Annotated in this window: 14 protein-coding genes; 7 read left to right on the forward strand and 7 right to left on the reverse strand. The window is 70.1% G+C overall.

The window, feature by feature from the left end; all coding sequences use genetic code 11:
- Window positions 1–15 precede the first annotated feature (15 nt).
- Entirely contained in the window at window positions 16–1,590 is a 1,575-nt protein-coding gene (locus AC3RX0_RS11445) for an Rv2578c family radical SAM protein (RefSeq protein WP_491506106.1), read from the reverse strand.
- Window positions 1,591–1,721: 131 nt separating this feature from the next.
- Here AC3RX0_RS11445 and AC3RX0_RS11450 point away from each other — a divergent pair, with 131 nt between their 5' ends.
- Together AC3RX0_RS11450 and AC3RX0_RS11455 are read left to right on the forward strand one after the other, a co-directional pair.
- A complete protein-coding gene (locus AC3RX0_RS11450; RefSeq protein WP_491506107.1) occupies window positions 1,722–2,996 on the forward strand; it encodes a M15 family metallopeptidase in 1,275 nt (424 codons plus the stop codon).
- Between the two features lie 217 nt (window positions 2,997–3,213).
- Complete coding sequence (locus tag AC3RX0_RS11455; protein WP_491506108.1) at window positions 3,214–4,377, forward strand: acyl-CoA dehydrogenase family protein; 1,164 nt, start codon at window positions 3,214–3,216, stop codon at window positions 4,375–4,377.
- Window positions 4,378–4,779: 402 nt separating this feature from the next.
- Here the strand turns inward: AC3RX0_RS11455 and AC3RX0_RS11460 are convergent, their stop codons facing one another.
- Window positions 4,780–5,034, reverse strand: coding sequence for a hypothetical protein (locus AC3RX0_RS11460; RefSeq protein WP_491506109.1), 255 nt, complete (start codon window positions 5,032–5,034; stop codon window positions 4,780–4,782).
- On the opposite strand from AC3RX0_RS11460, the gene AC3RX0_RS11465 reads away from it, so the two are divergent.
- The 4 genes from AC3RX0_RS11465 (at window position 5,021) to AC3RX0_RS11480 (ending at window position 10,974) form a co-directional block, all read left to right on the forward strand.
- Window positions 5,021–6,628, forward strand: a complete 1,608-nt coding sequence (locus AC3RX0_RS11465; protein ID WP_491506110.1) for an ABC transporter substrate-binding protein — start codon at window positions 5,021–5,023, stop codon at window positions 6,626–6,628. The two genes, AC3RX0_RS11460 and AC3RX0_RS11465, sit on opposite strands and share 14 nt — an antisense overlap.
- Before the next feature lie 69 nt (window positions 6,629–6,697).
- A complete protein-coding gene (locus AC3RX0_RS11470; protein WP_491506111.1) occupies window positions 6,698–7,642 on the forward strand; it encodes an ABC transporter permease in 945 nt (314 codons plus the stop codon).
- Between the two features lie 10 nt (window positions 7,643–7,652).
- Window positions 7,653–8,621 carry an ABC transporter permease gene (locus AC3RX0_RS11475; protein ID WP_491506112.1) on the forward strand — a complete coding sequence of 323 codons (969 nt, stop codon included), beginning with the start codon at window positions 7,653–7,655 and terminating at the stop codon, window positions 8,619–8,621.
- A 10-nt stretch (window positions 8,622–8,631) separates the two neighbouring features.
- On the forward strand, window positions 8,632–10,974 hold the full coding sequence (locus AC3RX0_RS11480) for an ABC transporter ATP-binding protein (RefSeq protein WP_491506113.1): 2,343 nt from the start codon (window positions 8,632–8,634) through the stop codon (window positions 10,972–10,974).
- Between the two features lie 163 nt (window positions 10,975–11,137).
- Here AC3RX0_RS11480 and AC3RX0_RS11485 read toward each other — a convergent pair whose 3' ends face one another.
- The 4 genes from AC3RX0_RS11485 to AC3RX0_RS11500 all read right to left on the reverse strand — a co-directional run bounded on the left by AC3RX0_RS11485 (window position 11,138) and on the right by AC3RX0_RS11500 (window position 15,208).
- Window positions 11,138–11,938: an energy-coupling factor transporter transmembrane component T family protein gene (locus tag AC3RX0_RS11485; RefSeq protein ID WP_491506114.1), complete on the reverse strand. Its 801-nt coding sequence runs from the start codon at window positions 11,936–11,938 to the stop codon at window positions 11,138–11,140.
- Window positions 11,935–13,992, reverse strand: coding sequence for an ABC transporter ATP-binding protein (locus AC3RX0_RS11490; RefSeq protein ID WP_491506115.1), 2,058 nt, complete (start codon window positions 13,990–13,992; stop codon window positions 11,935–11,937). The genes AC3RX0_RS11485 and AC3RX0_RS11490 overlap by 4 nt, the downstream gene beginning before the upstream one ends.
- Window positions 13,989–14,534 carry an ECF transporter S component gene (locus tag AC3RX0_RS11495; protein WP_491506116.1) on the reverse strand — a complete coding sequence of 182 codons (546 nt, stop codon included), beginning with the start codon at window positions 14,532–14,534 and terminating at the stop codon, window positions 13,989–13,991. Before AC3RX0_RS11495 ends, AC3RX0_RS11490 begins: the two co-directional genes overlap by 4 nt.
- Before the next feature lie 116 nt (window positions 14,535–14,650).
- The gene (locus AC3RX0_RS11500) at window positions 14,651–15,208 is read right to left on the reverse strand and encodes a GNAT family N-acetyltransferase (protein WP_491506117.1); all 558 of its coding nucleotides are present in this window, start codon (window positions 15,206–15,208) and stop codon (window positions 14,651–14,653) included.
- Between AC3RX0_RS11500 and AC3RX0_RS11505 the strand changes: the two genes are divergently transcribed.
- A complete protein-coding gene (locus AC3RX0_RS11505; protein WP_491506118.1) occupies window positions 15,108–17,705 on the forward strand; it encodes a DEAD/DEAH box helicase in 2,598 nt (865 codons plus the stop codon). The two genes, AC3RX0_RS11500 and AC3RX0_RS11505, sit on opposite strands and share 101 nt — an antisense overlap.
- Before the next feature lie 165 nt (window positions 17,706–17,870).
- Here AC3RX0_RS11505 and AC3RX0_RS11510 read toward each other — a convergent pair whose 3' ends face one another.
- Window positions 17,871–18,662: a class I SAM-dependent methyltransferase gene (locus AC3RX0_RS11510; protein ID WP_491506119.1), complete on the reverse strand. Its 792-nt coding sequence runs from the start codon at window positions 18,660–18,662 to the stop codon at window positions 17,871–17,873.
- Window positions 18,663–18,904 lie beyond the last annotated feature (242 nt).

Consider the following 18,904-nt stretch of genomic DNA (forward strand, 5'->3'; position numbering starts at 1 on the left):
CACGCGCTGCGGCGTTCAGAACAGGCGGTCGGTGGCACCGGATACCGCGGCCGCCCGGGGCACCCGGCCGCGCGAGGTCGTGACCACGCGGCCCGCGAGACCGGGGACGGGGGAGCGGCGCGGGCCGTCGTCCTCGTCACGACCGTCGAGCCGGTGCGCGCGCAGCAGCGGCCGCATCCGCGCGGCCAGCCACGACCGGTACGCCTTCGGCGCATAGACCGACGCCCCCGGATACAGGCCGCGGTAGGCGGGCAGCAGTTCGGGATGCTCGCGCTCGAGCCAGTGCAGGAACCACGGTTTCACGCCCGGTCGCAGATGCAGTGCGCCGAACACCACGCGCCCCGCGCCCGCCGCGCGGATGCGGTCCAGCGCCTCGTGCAGCGCCGGAGCCGAGTCGGTCAGGTGCGGCAGGATCGGCATCAGGAACACCGTCACCCGGAAACCGGCATCGGTCGCCGCGCGCACGGTCGCCAGCCGCGCCGCGGTCGTGGGCGTGCCGGGCTCGATCGACTGCTGCAGCGCGTCGTCGTACACGGCGATCGACATCGCCAGCGACACGCGCACGCGGGACGCGGCATCCACCAGCTGCGGCAGGTCACGTCGCAGCAGCGTGCCCTTCGTGAGGATCGAGAACGACGTGCCCGAGTCGGCGAGGGCGTCGATGATGCCGGGCATGAGCCGGTACCTGCCCTCGGCGCGCTGGTAAGGGTCGGTGTTCGTGCCGAGCATGACCGGCTCGTGCTGCCACGCCGGACGCGCGAGCTCGCGGCGCAGCACGTCGGCGACGTTGACCTTGACGACGATCTGCGAGTCGAAGTCGTGCCCCGCGTCGAGGTCGAGGTATTCGTGGGTGCCCCGGGCGAAGCAGTTGTGGCTGATGACACCGTTGGCGATGAAGTCACCCGTTCCCGTCGTGATATCGATCATGTCGATTTCGGTGCCGAGATCTTCGATGCGCACGACGCGCAGGTCTGCGACGGACTTCACTGCCGTCCCTACGATGTCGAGCTTGCGTGATATCGACGGCTGGGCGAGGGCTCCGGCGGTCATGCCGAAGCCCTGCAGGCGATTCGACAGCGTGAGATACGGCCTCTGGCTCTTGCCGGTCATTGCACCCGTGACGTGCTTCCATCCGCGATCCGTGAGAAACCGGTGATCCCCGCTCGCTACGAGCTCCGTCCCATCTGCGAGAGTCACACGATAGGCGCGCTTGCGTGTCGCCCAGGTGGCTTCGACTCGCGTGCGCACGAATCGTCGGTAAGTGCCGCGCACCCGGGTGCCGATGATCTCATCGCCGACGCGCAGATCCCCGATGGGACGCTGGCGCCCGTCCGCTGTCATCACCGAGGTCTCGGGCGATAGGCAGTAGGCACATGCGTGCGAGCAGCCGCGATAGGGGTTGACGGTCCAGTCGAACGGCATCGCCGAGGCGCCGGGAACATGGTTCAGCGCGCTCTTGCTCATCACCTCGTGGAACGTGATGCCGGCGAACTCGGGCGTCGTCACCGAGCGGACGAGGCCGTCGATGCGTTCGAGACCCGGCAGGGCTGAGGCATCCTCAGTTCCGAGTTCCTGTCCCTGCCATCGCATCCCCTCATGGGAACACAGATTCGATCATTCGTCAAGTGGGGAATCGAAAGTAATTCAGTCGGCGCTCAGGCGTCGGCCGCGCTGCCGATCCGCTCTCGCGCTCGGGGCGGCGGCAGGGCAGAATGGGGCGGGTGACGGTTCCCGACCCGCCCGGTCGCTCTGCCGCGCGCGCACCCCAGAGTCGGCGTGCCCTGCGCGAAGCGCGCGAGCGTGCGCGGAAGGATCCCGAGGCCACAGCGGTCTCTGCGGCCGTGCGCCGCGATCCGGCGCCGACACTGCCGCTTCCGGTGATCCCAGCCGTCGGCGCTCGTCCGGCCGCCGAGGCGCCGCATCCCCCGATCTTCAAGGCTCCGCCCCCGCCCCTGCCGACTCCCGCGCCCCCGCCGCTGGTCCCGCTGCTCACCGACGAGGCGGTGCCGCGACACGTCCGCAGGGCCCACCCGCTCGCGCGCATCGCACTGGCGGCGGCGTCGCTGCTGGTCGTGGTCGGAACGAGCGCGGGCGCCGTGGCGGCGCTGAACCCCGCGTCCGGCGTGCACACCGATCGTCACGCCACCGACTCCGTCGACATCACGGCATCGAAGCTCACCGCGCAGACCTCGGATGCCGCGTCCTCCGCATCGGCGTCCGGCCCGGCCGCCGATGCGCAGGCGCGTTCGGCCGCGCCGGCTCCGGCGTCGCTCGCGCTGTGCGACGAGGTCGCGTTCATCACCGCGCTGAACGCGCACGACGACCCGGCGGCGATCCGCGCCGCGGGCGGCGGCGCCGCGTTCCGTCAGGCCGTCGTCAGCGGTGCCGCGCCCTGCGTTCCGATGGACGACCCGAGCCGCCTGTGGATCGTCGTCGACAAGCAGCGGCCGCTGAACCCGGTCGACTACGCGCCGACCCCCCGCGCCGTGCCCGTCGGCGTGCGCAGCCTCGACGGCGCGGGACTGCGCGCCGATGCCGCCGCAGCCCTGAGCCGCATGGTCGCGGCGGCCGCGAAGGCCGGGGCCGGCGAGATCGCGATGAACAGCGGCTACCGGTCCTACCGCACCCAGCACATCAACTACGGCGACCAGGTGGTGACCCGCGGCGTGAGCGGCGCGGACCTGGTCAGCGCCCGGCCCGGCTTCAGCGAGCACCAGACGGGCCTGGCAACGGACGTCGTCGCGTGCAACCTGGGGTGCGGCACGCTCGACGACCTGGCCGCCACCGCGCAGGACCGCTGGATCGTCGCCCACGCGTGGCAGTACGGGTGGATCGTCCGGTACGAGAAGGGCCACACCCCGGTCACCGGCTACCTGCCCGAGCCGTGGCACCTGCGCTACATCGGCGTCGATCTGGCCAAGGCGTATCACGGCGGCGGCTTCCACACGCTCGAGGAGTTCTTCGGCCTTCCCGCCGCCCCCGGCTACGACCGCTGACGGTCGTTCGCGGGCCGAGCGCGACGAGGGTGGCGATCCGTCGGCGCGCACTCGATTGTGCAGTCCGGCAATACCGGGCCGCGGCATCCATCGTTCCTTGTCGGTGGTACTGAATACCAGAGGCGCTGACACTGGATGCCGCTTAGAATGCCAGATGCCGCGGCGCTGCACCGTGCTGCGGCTCGAAGACTCGCTGAAGAGAGAGGTTCTGCCGGCCATGGAACGGGAGATCTACGACGAGGACCACGAGGCGTTCCGCGACGTCGTCAAGGAGTTCATCAAGCGCTACGGCACGAACGAGAAGCGCGAGCAGTGGGACGCCGACGGCGAGGTCGATCGTGCGACCATGCTGGCGGCGGGCGAAGCCGGCATCATCGGCCTGTCGGTCCCCGAGGAGTTCGGCGGCGCCGGCATGCTGCAGGACTACCGCTTTCGCGCGGTCGTGCTCGAAGAGACGATCAAGGCCGGGCTCGGCTCACTGGCCGGGGCCCTGGGCATCCAGGACGACCTGGCCATCCCCTACATCGTGCACATGGGCACGCCCGAGCAGAAGCAGAAGTGGCTGCCGAAGATGGCCACCGGCGAAGTGCTCGGCGCGCTCGCGATGACCGAGCCGGGCGCCGGCAGCGACCTGCGCGGCATCAAGACCACGGCCAAGAAGGTCGAGGGCGGGTACCTCGTCAACGGCGCGAAGACGTTCATCTCCAGCGGAAAGACCGCCGACATCGTCGTCACGTTCGTCAAGACCGGCGAGGGCAACCGTCCCGACGCGTTCAGCCTTGTGATCCTCGAGAACGGCATGGAGGGCTTCGACCACGGCAAGAAGCTGAACAAGGTCGGGTTCCACGGCTGGGACACCGCCGAGCTCAGCTTCACCGACGTGTTCGTGCCCGAAGAGAACCTCATCGGAGGGGTCGAGGGCAAGGGGTTCATCCAGCTCATGATGAACCTGCCGCTGGAACGGCTGTCGATCGGCGTGGCCGCCGCGGCCGCGGGAGAGGCGGCGCTGAAGTGGACTCTCGACTACACACTCAGCCGTGACGCGTTCGGCAAGCCGGTCGCCGACTTCCAGCACACGCGCTTCGCGCTGGCCGACATGGCCACCACGGTCGACGTGATGTGGGCGTACGTCGACCGGGCGATGATGCTCTACCGGGACAAGAAGCTCACGCCCGAAGAGGCCGCGAAGGTCAAGTTCTGGGCGACCGAGCGGGAGTGGGAGCTGCTCGATCAGGGCGTGCAGCTGCACGGCGGCTACGGCTACATGCTCGAGTACCCGATCGCCCGCGCCTGGACCGACGCCCGCGTGCACCGCATCTACGGCGGCACGAACGAGGTCATGCGCGAGATCGTGGCCCGTGAGGTGACCGGCCGCAAGTAGGGCCCGGCATCCCTCATCCTCGAGGCGGCGGGCCTCGACCATGGCGCCTCACCACCTGATGGCGTATACGCATCAGGTGGTGAGCGCGCGGTTGTGCATCGGGTGGCGATCTTGATCGCCCCGGCCGGAAGAATCCTGGTCGAGATTGCGCAGAATGCACGCCGAGCCTGTGGCGCCTGCACCGTTTGCGCAATCTCGCCGTCACGGTGTGCCCAGGTCGCTGGAAGACGGGCGGCTGCGGCATCCGTCTTGTTCTTGCCTCAGACATAAGAAACACGCAGTTCCGCCACAGTGCTCTCTCCAGGATCGGAGCGCTAACTGAGGGGAAGAAGTCCCGTGCGACGGCGCCCATACCCTGGGCGTGCCCGCGCGAGCTCAAGCCGGGAGGCTCAGCATGAAACTTCACCCCAAGGGCGCGCTGCGCCGGCTGATGATACCGGGGGCGATGATCGCCGCCGCATCGATGCTGCTGATCGGATGCTCCGCATCCAGCCCGGGCGGAAAACCCGCGGCGAACGCGAACGCGCCGGGCAAGGCGTCCGATTCCATCTCGTGGGCGCTGCCGCCCGCCACGGTGCCGAACTGGATCTGGCCGTTCTCGCCGATCTCGGACTTCAGCGTCACGAACTCCGAGATGCAGTTGATGATGTACCGCACGCTGTACTGGTATGGCGACAACGGCAAGACCGGCGTCGACTACTCCCTGAGCCTGGCGAAGCAGCCGGTGTACTCCAACGGCGGCAAGACCATCACGATCACGATGAACCCCTACAAGTGGTCCAACGGTGAGACGGTGACGTCGCAGGACGTGATGTTCTGGATCAACATGTACAGGGCCGAGAAGCCGAACTACGCGGGCTACGTGCCCGGCCAGTTCCCCGACAACATCGTGAAGGCCACCGCGCCCAACGCGACGACGCTCGTGCTCACCACCGACAAGGTGTACAGCCAGCAGTGGTTCCTGTTGAACGAGCTCAGCCAGATCACGCCGATGCCGATGGCCTGGGACATGACCAGCGCGACGGCGAAGGGCGACTGCGCGACCAACGTCAGCGGCTGCAAGGCGGTGTTCACCTACCTGCAGGCGCAGTCGAAGGACCTGCCGAGCTACGCCAGCAGCAAGATCTGGTCGGTGGTCGACGGGCCGTGGAAGCTGTCGAGCTTCAACTCCGACGGCCACGTCACCTTCGTGCCGAACGCCGACTACTCGGGCCCCCAGAAGGCCCAGGTCAAGCAGTTCAAGATGGTGCCGTTCACGACCGACTCCGCGGAGTTCAACGTGGTGCGCGGCGGATCGACCCTGGACGTCGGCTACATCCCGACACAGGACATCGCCAAGCCGAAGCCGGCCTCGACGCCACCGAACGCCGCGGGTCCCAACCCGCTGAGCGCGAACTACCAGTTGCTGCCGTGGTTCCTGTACGGGTTCAACTACTTCCCGATCAACTACAACAACCCCACCGTGGGTCCGATCTTCAAGCAGCTGTATTTCCGTCAGGCCCTGCAGTCGGTCGTCGACCAGAAGGGCATCATCGGCTCGACCGCGAAGAACTACGGCGTCGAGACCACCGGTCCGATTCCGCTGTTCCCCGACAGTCCGCTGGTGTCGCAGACCGAGAAGAACAACCCGTATCCGTTCAGCATCGCGAACGCCACCAAGTACCTGTCCGACAACGGCTGGAAGGTCGTGCCGAAGGGCACCACCACCTGCGTCAAGCCGGGCACGGCCGCCGGTGACTGCGGCGCCGGCATCAAGGCCGGTCAGGCGCTGACGTTCTCGCTGCCGTACGCGAGCGGGTCGGCCACGATCGACACCGCGATGGCGTCGTTCAAGTCGAACGCGGCTCAGGTCGGCATCACGCTGAACCTGAAGTCGGAGCCGTTCAACTCGGTGACCTCCACGGCAGTGCCGTGCAAGGGTTCCACGTGCACGTGGGAGATGGGCAACTGGGGCGGCGGCTGGGTGTACGCACCTGACTACTACCCGACCGGCGAGCTGCTGTTCGCGACGGGCGCCGGATCGAACTCCGGCAGCTACTCGAACGCGACGCTCGACAAGCTCATCGCAGACACCAACACGCAGAGCGGCACCGCGGTGATGCAGGCGTACGAGGACTTCATGGCCAAGAACGTCCCGGTCATCTACCAGCCCAACTACACCTACTCGCTGGTCGAGGTCGCGAACGGCCTGAAGGGCTACACCTACAACAACCCCTACGGCGCGATCAAGCCGGAGGATTGGCACTACTGATCCACGACGACGAAGGGATCTGACGACACAGGAACAACGACGAGCACGGGCCGGTAGGAGGCGAGACCGATGGTCGGATACATCATCCGTCGTCTGCTGCAGTCCGTGCTCGTCGTCATCGTCGTGACGATCATCGTGTTCCTGCTGCTGCACTCGCTGCCCGGGGGGCCCGCACGGGCGATCCTCGGGCCGCGGGCCACGCCGTTGCAGATCACGCAGTTCAACAGCGACAACGGCCTCGACCGGCCGCTGATCGTGCAGTACTTCACCAGCGTCTTCGGCTGGTTCACCGGCAACTTCGGCTTCTCGTACGTGCTCAACCAGTCCGTCGGGTCGCTGCTGGCCGAGCGCCTGCCGAAGACGATCATCCTCGCCGCGCTCTCACTCGTGCTGACCGTGATCGTGGCGATCCCCATCGGCGTCTACCAGGCCGTGCGGCGCAACCGCATGTTCGACTACGTCGCGACCGGGCTGTCGTTCATCTTCTACGCGGCGCCGACGTTCTTCCTCGGCCTGATCCTGATCGAGATCTTCTCGTCGTGGCTCGGCTGGTTCCCGCCCGAGGCGCCGCAGTCCGACGGCGTCGTCCCGATCTTCCAGCAGTTCCCGGGCATGATCCTGCCCATCGTGACTCTGGCGCTGCTGTCGATCGCGGGCTTCTCCCGCTACATGCGCTCGTCAGTGCTCGACAACGTCAGCCAGGACTACGTGCGCACCGCCCAGGCCAAGGGCGCCTCGCCCACCCGGGTGCTCTGGCACCACGTGCTGCGCAACGCGCTGATCCCGATCATCACCCTGCTCGGCCTGTCGCTGCCGGCGCTGTTCGCCGGCGCCCTGATCACCGAGTCGATCTTCAACTTCCCGGGCATGGGGCTGCTGTTCTGGCAGGCGGCGCAGCAGTCGGACTATCCGGTCGAGCTGGGCGTGGTGATCGTCACCGCGTTCGCGACGGTCATCGGCAATCTGCTGGCCGACGTGGGCCTGGCCGCCATCGACCCGCGGGTGACGCTGTGAGGAGCCGGCCATGACCACTCAGCTGGGCGGGCCGCCGCCCGCGGACCCCACCGGGGGGATGGATGCCGCGACCGCGCCGATCGCCGACCTGGGCACCGTCCTGCCCACCGGTGGACAGGTCGCCGGAAAGCCCAAGAGCCTGTTCCGCCTCGGCTTCGAGGTGTTCATCCAGAACCGGCTGGCGATCGTCGGTCTGATCGTGGTGGCCCTGGCGATCCTGTTCTGCTTCGTCGGCCCGTTCATCTACCAGACCGATCAGGTCACCGTCGACCTGACCAGCGCGAACCTGGCGCCCGGGCCGGGGCATCCCCTCGGCACCGACGGATCGGGCTACGACGTGCTGGGCCGGCTCATGGTGGGCGGTCAGACGTCCCTCATCGTCGGGCTCGCGGCGGCGGCCATCGCCACGATCGTGGGCACCGTATGGGGTGCAGTCGCCGGGTTCTTCGGCGGCGCGATCGACGGCATCATGATGCGCATCGTCGACGCGATCCTGGCGATCCCGATCCTGTTCCTACTGCTGTTCCTCGTGACGATCGTGCGACCGTCGCTGCCGGTGATGATCTTCGTGATCGGGCTGACCGCATGGCTCGTGCCCGCCCGGCTCGTGCGCGGCGAGTCGCTGACGCTGCGCGTGCGCGAGTATGTGCAGGCGGTGCGGGTCATGGGCGGCTCGTCGTGGCGGTCGGTGACCCGCCACATCATGCCGAACGTGGTCGGCACGGTGATCGTCAACGCGACGTTCCAGGTGGCCGATGCGATCCTGCTGGTCGCCTATCTCGGCTACCTGGGACTGGGCATCTCGCCCCCCGCCACCGACTGGGGTGCCATGCTGAGCAACGGCACCCAGTACGTGTTCTTGAACTATTGGTGGCTGATCTATCCGGCCGGGTTCGCGATCATCATCGTGGTCGTCGCGGTGAACCTGGTCGGCGACGGCCTGCGCGACTCGGTCGAAGTCCGGCTGCAGCGCCGGTGAGGGGTGGGCGATGGCTCTCTTGGAGGTTGCGGGGCTGACGACCGAGATCCGGCTGAGCAAGTCGGTGGTGCACGCCCTCTCGGACGTGAACTTCACGGTGGATGCCGGTGAGACGGTGGGCCTTGTCGGCGAGTCCGGCTGCGGCAAGACGATGACGGCGATGTCGATCGAGCGCCTGCTGCCACCGGGCGGCCACATCACCGGCGGCCGGGTGCTCTTCGACGGGCGCGACCTCGTGACGCTGCCCGATCGGGGGATGCGCGCGATCCGCGGCGGCGACATCGGCATGATCTTCCAGGATCCGATGACGAGCCTGAACCCGGTGCAGACGATCGGCGAGCAGGTGGCCGAACCGCTGCTGCTGCACCGCGGCATGTCGCGGGCGCAGGCGCGCGAGCCCGTGCTCGAGATGCTGCGGCTGGTCGGCATCCCGCACCCCGAACAGAGGCTGAACAGCTACCCGCACCAGCTGTCGGGCGGCCAGCGCCAGCGCATCATGATCGCGATGGCTCTGATCTGCCACCCGAAGCTGCTGATCGCCGACGAGCCGACCACCGCGCTGGACGTGACGGTGCAGAAGCAGATCCTCGAGCTCATCGACCGGCTGCGTGCCGAGATGGGGATGGCCGTCATCCTCATCACCCACGACCTGGGCGTCATCGCCGGGCGCGCCGACCGCGTGGTCGTCATGTACGCGGGCAAGGTCGCCGAGACGGCCGAGACGCAGATGCTGTTCGCCGAGCCCCGCCATCGCTACACCGAGGCGCTGTTCGAGGCGCTGCCCGAGCGCGCCGCCGGCACCGGCGAGAAGCTGTACTCGATTCCCGGCCTGCCGCCGGACCTGATCGATCCGCCGCGCGCGTGCCCGTTCGCGCCGCGCTGCCGGTTCGCGGTCGATCGGTGCCGCAATGAGATGCCCGAGCTGGAGCTCGCCGGCGACGGGGACGTCACACACCGTTTCGCGTGCTTCGTGCCGCGCACCGAGCCGTTGCCCTCGCCTGAAGAGATCGTGGCCGAACGCGTGCCGGCCGAGGTCGAGGCATCCAGCGACCAGCGCGAATGGGTCGCGCCGACCCGGTACATCCCGGCTGACGGCACCCCGCTGCTCGAACTGGACGGTCTGGTCAAGGACTTTCCGGTCACCCGCGGCGGGCTGCTGCGGCGCCGGGTCGGCGCCGTCAGCGCGGTCGCGGGGGCATCCCTGCGCATCGCGCGCGGGCAGACGGTCGGGCTCGTCGGCGAGTCGGGATGCGGCAAGACGACGCTCGGCCGGCTGGTGGTCGGCCTGGACCTGCCGACCGACGGGCGCATCCTGTTCCGCGGGCGCCCGCTCGCGCATCGGCACCGCCGCGACCTGCGCGAGGACCGGCGCAACGTGCAGTTCATGTTCCAGGACGCGTACGCGTCGCTGGACCCGCGCATGCGGGTGCGGGCGATCCTGCGCGAGCCGCTCGAGATCCAGCATGTGGGCACGTCGCGCGACCGCGACCGCCGGGTCGACGAGCTGCTCGAGGACGTCGGGCTGCCCCGGCGCGCCGCCGAGCGCTACCCGCACGAGTTCTCGGGCGGGCAGCGGCAGCGGATCGGTCTGGCTCGCGCGCTCGCGCTGCAGCCGGCGCTGATCGTGGCCGACGAGCCGGTGTCGGCGCTGGACGTGTCGATCCAGGCGCAGGTGCTGAACCTGATGAAGCAGCTGCAGCGCGAGCGCGAGCTGACGTACCTGTTCATCAGCCACGACCTGTCGGTGGTGCGGTACCTGTCGGACGTGATCGCTGTGATGTACCTCGGCAAGGTCGTCGAGATCGGCCCCGCCGACGAGGTGTACGCGGCGCCGCAGCACCACTACACGCGGGGCCTCATCGATGCGATTCCGGTGGCCGATCCGGCCGCCGAGCGGGCCAAGGCCAAGCTCGGGGTCAGTGGCGAGCTGCCGAGCGCGATGAACCCGCCCAGCGGCTGCCGGTTCCGCACCCGGTGCCCCATGGCGCAGGAGATCTGCGCGCGGCTCGAGCCGATGCTGCGCGTCGGCGGCGGCCCCGAGCAGGACGAGGGCGACCTGCCCACCGACGCAAGCGTGCCGCACCTGGTGGCGTGCCACTTCCCGCTGCTGGAGGGGACCTATGCGGCCGCCGCCCGCGGCGAGGTGTCGGGAAGCGCCGGCGCGGCCGTGCCGGACGGAGGTGGCATCGGCGCGGGAGCGTCGGGGTCTTCGGGCTCGCCGGGCGGCGCGTCCGGGATCCGGGGTGTCGGGGCGGGCGTGGCGTCCGACGTTGCGGCGGCGAGAGGGACGCGGCCATCCGGCATGGGTGCGGTGCACACGACCCGGCTGGGCCGACATCACGGGGCGGCCTGACCGAGGCCGAGCCTCGGTCGGGCGCCGTTCAGTACTCAGCCGATCCGGACGCTGAGTGGAGCGAGCACGGCGTGTCGCGCCCGATTCGTGCGGAACCGGATGAGTTCTGAACACGGTGTCGGCGCCGCCGGGTGACGCGCTCGCGCGGATGCGCGCGTCGGCGTCACAGCCCCCAGGGGAAGAGGATCCAGAACAGGGTGGCCGACGCGGCGAGCATGAGCGCGCTGAACACGACATCGCGGGTGCGGAACGGCACGGCGTGGCGCTCGGTTCGGTCGGGATGGGCGCCGAAGGCGCGGGCGTCCATCGCCAGGGCGACCCGCTCGGCGTGCCGGATCGCACCGGCGAGCAACGGCACGACGTAGCCGAGGCCGAGGAGCGAGCGGTGCCCGCCGCGCACCCGGTGCGCCTGACGGATGATCTCGAGCTCGCGGCGGAATCTCGGCACGAACCGGAACGCTGCGATCGCCGTGTACCCCACGCGGTACGGCACGCGCAGCTGCTGCACGAGCGACCGGGCGAGGTCGGGCCCGGTGGTGGTCAAGCCCGCGATCAGCGCGAGGGCGATGATCGCGGCCAGCCGCAGACCGGTCGCGAACCCGACCTCGAGCGCTCCGGCGTAGAGGGTCCAGTCGCCGAGGTGCGCGATCGGCGCCGTTCGACCGACCTGGGCAGGATCGGTCCACAGCGCGAGCCCCGCGGCGAGCACGACCGCCATCGCCGGGATCACCGCGAACAGCATGACCGCTGTGCGGGCGGTCATGCGCGCGCCCACGAGCACGATCGCATACGCGAGGGCTGCGAACGCGAGCGGGGTCGCGGCATCCCGCACGAACACCAGCAGCACCATCGCCGGAGCCGGCGCGAGCAGCTTGGCGAGCGGGTTCAGGGCGTACAGGAACCGCACCGGCGAGGCGGGCGCGGCGTCGGCGTAGGGGTCGAGGGGGAGGGATGCCGTGGTCACAAGCCTTCCCTCTCTTCGGCCGTCGAGCGGTCGGCGCGGGTTCGGGTCGTCGAGCGAGCGTCGTGGGTTCCGGCCGTTGAGCGAGCGGAGCGAGTCGAAACGCCTAAGGTGCTCGTTTCGTCTGGGTCGCGCTGCTCGCGGCCCCGCTCAGCGAACCGGGGCCCGGTGGGCAGGTCGACGAGGCGCGTGATGTCTGCGAGCTCGGGGTGCGCGCGCAGGCCATTGAACGCCTCGCGCAGCGGGGGCAGGCGCAGTCCGGCGCGCTCGAGCAGGGCGGGGGCGGCGAACACCTCGGCGGTTGCGTCGTCGGCGAGCACCCGCCCGTTGCCGAGCACGACCGTGCGTGTCGCGTACTCGGTGACGACCTGCATGTCGTGCGTGACGACGATCACGGTCGTGCCGCCGGCGTTGAGGTCGGCCAGCAGGGCGAGCAGCTCGTCGGCGCGGGCGCGGTCCTGTCCGAAGGTGGGCTCGTCGAGGGCGAGGATCGGGGCGCCGCCGCCCAGTGCGGCGCCGACCGACAGTCGCCGCTTCTGCCCGCCCGACAGCAGGAACGGGTGCACCTCGGCGCGCGCGGTCAGGCCGAACCGCTCGAGGATCTCGTCGACCCGTGCGTCGGCCTCGGCGGGCGGCAGGTGCCGCAGACCGTGCGCGAGCTCGCCGCGCACCGTGTGCGCGATGAACTGGTGTTCGGGGTTCTGGAACACGAAGCCGATGCGCCGCGACAGCTCGCGCGGCTTCAGGCGGGCGACGTCGTCGCCCTGGATGTGCACGGTGCCCCGGGGCGGGCGTGCCACCCCGGCGAGGGCGTGCAGCAGACTCGTCTTGCCGGCGCCGTTGGCCCCGATCACCGCGACGAACTCGCCGGGGCGGATCGCCAGTTCGACGCCGTGCAGCACCTCGGCGCGCCCACGGCGCACGGTGAGGCCGCGGGCGGTGAGGATCGGGTGCCCGGCGGGCTCGGTCGTTGAGCGAGCGGAGCGAGTCGAAACGGGGTCGGGGGCCGGGAGCGTTTCGTCTCGGGCGCGCTGCGCGCGGCCTCGCTCAACGATCGGGACGTGTGCGGGGGCCGGGAGCGTTTCGTCTCGGGCGCGCTGCGCGCGGCCTCGCTCAACGACCGGGGCGTGTGCGGGGTCGGTCGTTGAGCGAGCGGAGCGAGTCGAAACGTGGTCGGCGGCATCGGCTGTGGTGGGCGTCGGCTGCGCGGCGCCCTCCAGCGCGGCGCGCAGCTCGGCCGGGGTCAGTGGGAGTGGGTCGAGGGGGTACCCGGCCCGGCGCAGGCGCAACGCAGCGAGGGTGGAGGTCGGCAGCCACACGCCCAGCTCGTGCAGCTCGGCGGCGCGTCCCCGCAGGATGTCGTGGGTCGGTCCGTCCGCGACGGTGCGGCCGGTGGCATCCAGCACCACCACGCGGTCGACGAACCCGACCGCATGATCGAGGTTGTGCTCGATCAGCACGATCGCGCGGTCGCCGCCCGCGACGACGTCGGCGAGGGCGCGGTAGACCTCGTCGATGCCCTGCGGGTCGAGGTTCGCGGTCGGCTCGTCGAGCACGAGCAGTTCCGAACCGAGCGCGAGCGCGGCGGCGATCGCCAGCCGCTGGCGCCCGCCGCCCGACAGGGCGTCGGGGTTCTCGCGCCGACGCTCCCACAGGCCCACGCGACGCAGCGCGGCCTCGGACCGGCCGAGCACCTCGGCCACCGGCAGCCGCAGGTTCTCGGGGCCGAACGCGACCTCGTCGAGCACCGTGCCGGTCACGAGTTGTGCGTCGGGATCCTGGAACACCATGCCGACACGTGTCGAGAGCACCGCCACCGACGTGGTCGCGGCATCCATTCCGTCGACCGTCACGGTGCCGGCGACCGTCGCCGGCACGTCGTGCGGGATCAGCCCGTTCAGTGCCAGGGCGAGCGTCGACTTGCCCGACCCGCTCGGACCGAGCAGCAGCACCACCTCACCGCGGCGCACCTCGAACGACGCGCCGCCGGGGGCTGCGGCATCCTCACCCTCGTGCCGGATCGCAAGATCGGCCACGCGCAGCAGCGGCGAGGTCATCGGCGGCCGACGCCGGCGTGGCGCAGCTGCGCGCCGATCGCGAGGGCGATCGCGGTCCACGCGACCGGGCCGAGCACGGCCAGCACGAGGTATGCGAACTGCGCCCACGGCGGCATGCTCGTCAGGTTCACCACGAGCGCCACGACGACGGCGACGAGGACGCCGATGACCACCGCCGAGATGAAGAACCGCCAGGCGCGCCACACCCGGTAGCGGGTGAGGGCGGCGACGGCCTCTTGGATTCCGCCGAACAGCAGCGCCGTGCCGAGGAACCGGCCCGCCCACTGCGGCGCCATGGCGCTGGCGACCAGCGCCGCCAGCACGTGCGCGAGCAGGGCGACCCAGGGCAGGCGCAGGGTCTCTTGCGCGATGATCCCCGGGATCACGTGCGCGCCCAGCACGAAGCCGTACACGATCGGAGCGCCGGCGATCACGACGGGTGTGATCCATCCGGCGATGCCGCCGACCACGCCCGCGGCGACGCCGATGGCCGCGCACACGAGCAGGACGCGCGTGGGCAGTGCGGAGGTGCGTGCGGGCATCGGCTCAGTCTATCGGGCGGGTGAGGGTACCCTAAGCGCCGGGCTCGGGGTACGGGGCGCGCCGCTCGGGCGCGGGGTGCGCGGTCCGGCGCGCGGTGCGTCGGTCCGGTGCGACGCTACTCGGCCGCGCGTGCGGGCCAGTCGACCGTGAGCCCGTCGACCTCGTGCTCACGCAGGTACTTCACCACGACCGGGCACAGCGGTACGACGGTCTCGCCGCGCGAAGCGATGTCTTCGAGGGCCCCGGCGACGAGCTTCGATGCGATCCCCTGTCCGCGGTACGACGGGATGACCACGGTGTGCGGCATGACCAGCCGCCCCTCCCCGTCGGGGTGGATCTCGGTGAAGCCGGCGATCTCGCCGTCCACGTATACGGCGTACCGGCGGTTCTCGTCCTCGCGGGTGATGGTCAGGTCGGCCATGGGGGGCTCCTCTCGTCGCCTGTCTCTAACGTAGGGCCGTGCGGGGATGTTCCGCAGGGGACGACGTGCGGGACGGCACGGCCGCGTGCGGCAGACTCGAGGGGTGGACCCGACGCTTCTCGACCGACTCGCCGGCGCCGACGCCGACGGCATGTACGACGGGTTCGTCTCGTGGGCGGCCGAGCGCGGGCTGACGCTGTACCCCGCGCAGGACGAGGCGGTCATCGAGCTGGTCTCGGGTGCGCACGTCATCCTGTCGACGCCCACCGGCACCGGCAAGTCGCTCGTGGCCGTCGCGGCGCACGCGGTGGCTGCGGCATCCGGCAAGCGCACCTATTACACGGCGCCGATCAAGGCGCTCGTGAGCGAGAAGTTCTTCGCGCTCGCCGAGATCTTCGGCGCGGCGAACGTCGGCATGGTCACCGGCGACTCGTCGGTCAATCCGGATGCGCCGATCGTGTGCTGCACGGCCGAGATCCTGGCGAACATCGCGCTGCGGCAGGGAGCCGACGCCCACGTCGATCAGGTCGTGATGGACGAGTTCCACTTCTACGGCGACCCCGACCGCGGCTGGGCGTGGCAGGTGCCACTGCTGCTTCTGCCGCGCGCGCAGTTCCTGCTGATGTCGGCGACGCTCGGAGACGTCACGGCGATCGCCGACGACCTCGAGCGGCGCACCGGCCGGCCGGTCGCACAGGTGACGGGGGTGGAGCGCCCCGTGCCGCTGCACTTCTCGTACGAGGTGCGGCCCGTGCACGAGGTGCTCGAGCTGTTGATGAAGGATGCCGAGATCCCGGCCTACATCGTGCACTTCTCGCAGGCCGCGGCCGTCGAGCGGGCCCAGGCGCTGTCGAGCATGAAGATCGCCTCGCGCGAGCAGCGCGACCGCATCGCCGAGGCGCTCGGCGACTTCCGCTTCTCGACCGGGTTCGGCAAGACGCTGTCGCGACTCGTGCGCGCGGGGATCGGCATCCATCACGCCGGCATGCTGCCGCGATATCGGCGACTCGTCGAGACGCTGGCCCAGCGGGGGCTGCTGCGCGTGATCTGTGGCACCGACACGCTCGGCGTGGGCATCAACGTGCCGATCCGCACCGTCGTGGTGACTGAGCTCGCGAAGTTCGACGGCACCAAGATGCGGCAGCTGACCGCGCGCGAGTTCCACCAGGTCGCCGGGCGTGCGGGCCGCGCGGGTTTCGACCCGTACGGCAACGTCGTCGTGATGGCGCCGGAGTGGGAGATCGAGAATGCTGCAGCATTGGCGAAGGCCGCCGACAATCCCGCCAAGCGCAAGAAGATCGTGCGCAAGAAGGCCCCGACCGGGGCGGTGAACTGGGGGCGCGGGTCGTTCGAGCGGCTGGTGGATGCCACGCCCGAAGCGCTGACTCCGCAGCTGCAGCTGACCGCGGCCATGCTGATCAACGTGATCGCGCGCGGCGGCGACGTGTTCGCCAACGTGCGCTCGCTCGTGTTCGACAACCACCAGAGCCGGGCGCAGCAGTTCGCCCTGGCGCGGCGGGCGCTGGCGATCTTCCGCACCCTGCGCGACGCCGGGATCGTCGAGGTCGGGCCCCCGGTCGTTGAGCGAGCACAGCCCCCGGTCGTTGAGCGAGCGCAGCCCCCGGTCGTTGAGCGAGCGCAGCGAGTCGAAACGACGTCTCCGGAGCGTTTCGACTCGGTCGCTGCGCGTCCTCGCTCAACGAGCGCGGCGGGTGGAAGCGACATCCATCTCACCGTCGACCTGCAGCCGAACTTCGCACTGAACCAGCCGCTGTCGCCGTTCGCGCTCGCCGCGATCGAGCTGCTCGACCCCGACGATGCGCCGGGCGCGGTCGGCACCGGGCACTACGCACTCGACGTCGTGAGCGTGATCGAGGCGACGCTGGACGACCCCCGGGCGATCCTGTCGCAGCAGGAGTTCCGGGCGCGCGGCGAGGCCGTGTCGGTGATGAAGGCCGAGGGACTCGATTACGACCAGCGCATGGAGGCGCTCGAAGAGATCACGTATCCGAAGCCCCTCGACGAACTGCTGCACCAGTCGTACGAGGTGTTCGCGTCGAGCCAGCCCTGGGTGCGCGACTTCGAGCTGTCGCCCAAGTCGGTGGTGCGCGACATGTTCGAGCGCGCGATGTCGTTCTCGGAGTTCGTGTCGTCGTATCAGCTCGCCCGCAGCGAGGGACTCGTGCTGCGGTACCTGTCGGACGCGTACCGGGCGATCCGCCAGACCGTGCCGCTCGAAGCGCGCACGTCCGACCTGCTCGACGTCATCGAGTGGCTCGGCGAGCTCGTGCGGCAGGTCGACTCGAGCCTGGTCGACGAGTGGGAGCAACTCGTGCATCCGCTGGCCACGCCCGACGAGCCGGTGGTGCCGCCGGCGCCGCCGTCGGTCGTCGCCAATCACCGGGCGTTCACGGTGCTGGTGCGCAACGAGCTGTTCCGGCGCGTGCAGCTGGCGGCGCTGCAACGCGACGACGAGCTCGTCGAGCTGGATCCGGATGCCTCGTGGCCCGACGCTCTGGACGCGTACTTCGCCGAGCACGATTCGATCGGCGTCGACGGGCGGGCGCGCTCGCCGCGGCTGTGCGCGATCGACGAGTCGGCTGCCGCGTCGGGTCAGTGGCACGTCGAGCAGACGATCGACGATCCCGCCGGTGACCACGATTGGCGAATCCGCGCCGTCGTCGACCTCGCCGCATCAGAGGATGCCGGAGCCGCCGTCGTGCGCGTCACCGAGGTCGTGCGCCTGTAGGCCGTGGCCTCGGGGCGAGTTGCCCTCTGATCCGCTGCCTGTTATCGAGCGGCGACGCATCGTCTGATCTGCCGCGCGCGGCGAATTCAGTCGGCGCGATGTGCGGTCGGATCCGGGTTGTGGCTGCAAAACGCACCGACTGAATCTCGCCCGGCTGAGCGCGCGTCAGACGCGGACGAGCAGCTCGCCGTGCAGCACGGAGTACCAGCCGTCGTCTGCGGCGGCCCAGCGGCGCCAGCCGTCGCTGATGTGCTGCAGGTCGTCGCGCGTCGCGTGTTCGCCGTCGACGAGCTGCGGAGCGATCGCCGACTCGAGAATGCGATCGGCCCACATCCCGCCCCACCACGCCCGGTCGTCGGGCGTCGCGTAGCACCACGTGCTCGACGTGGTCGTGATGTCGGTCAGTCCCGCGGCGTGCGCCCACGCGAGCAGCCGCCTGCCGGCGTCGGGCTCGCCGCCGTTCTCGCGCGCGGCGATGCGGTACAGGTCGAGCCATTCATCGAGCTCGGGCAGCTGCGGCCACCACGCGAAGGCGCTGTAGTCGCTGTCGCGCACGGCGACGATCCCGCCCGGCCGCGTCACCCGCGCCATCTCGCGCAGCGCCTGCACCGGATCGGTGACATGCTGCAGCACTTGGTGGGCATGCGTCACGTCGAAGCTGTCGTCAGCGAAGGGCAGCGCGTGCACGTCGGCGACGGCGAACTCGATGTTGTCGACGGCGCGGTCGCGCGCGAACCCACGGGCGAGGCCGAGCGCCGCTTCGTCGACCTCGGTCGCCGTCACGCGGTCGACGATGCCGGCGAAGTCGACCGTGATGGTCCCCGCTCCGGCGCCGACGTCGAGCAGATGGTCGCCGGGGCGCAGGTGCGGCAGCAGGTACGCGGCCGAGTTGTCGACCGTGCGATTGCGGTGCGAACGCAGCACCGATTCGTGATAGCCGTGGGTGTAGGTCGCCATGGTCGCCTTTCGATGGGATGCCTGGTCCTGCCATCTTCCTCTGTCAGCCGTTGCGCCCTCGGCGGCAGTCGGCGATGTTCAGAACTCCGTCGATTCGGCCGGATTCGGCCCGATCTGCGGCCCAGGACGCGTCTTCGACGCCGGAATGGATGAGTTCTGAACACGGATGGGCGGGAACGAGCACGCAGAGTCGAGTCGGCTGGGGATAACCGGCGGCCGGTGTCGGCGACCGCGGCTAACGT

This window comes from Microbacterium sp. W1-4-2 (assembly GCF_058349885.2).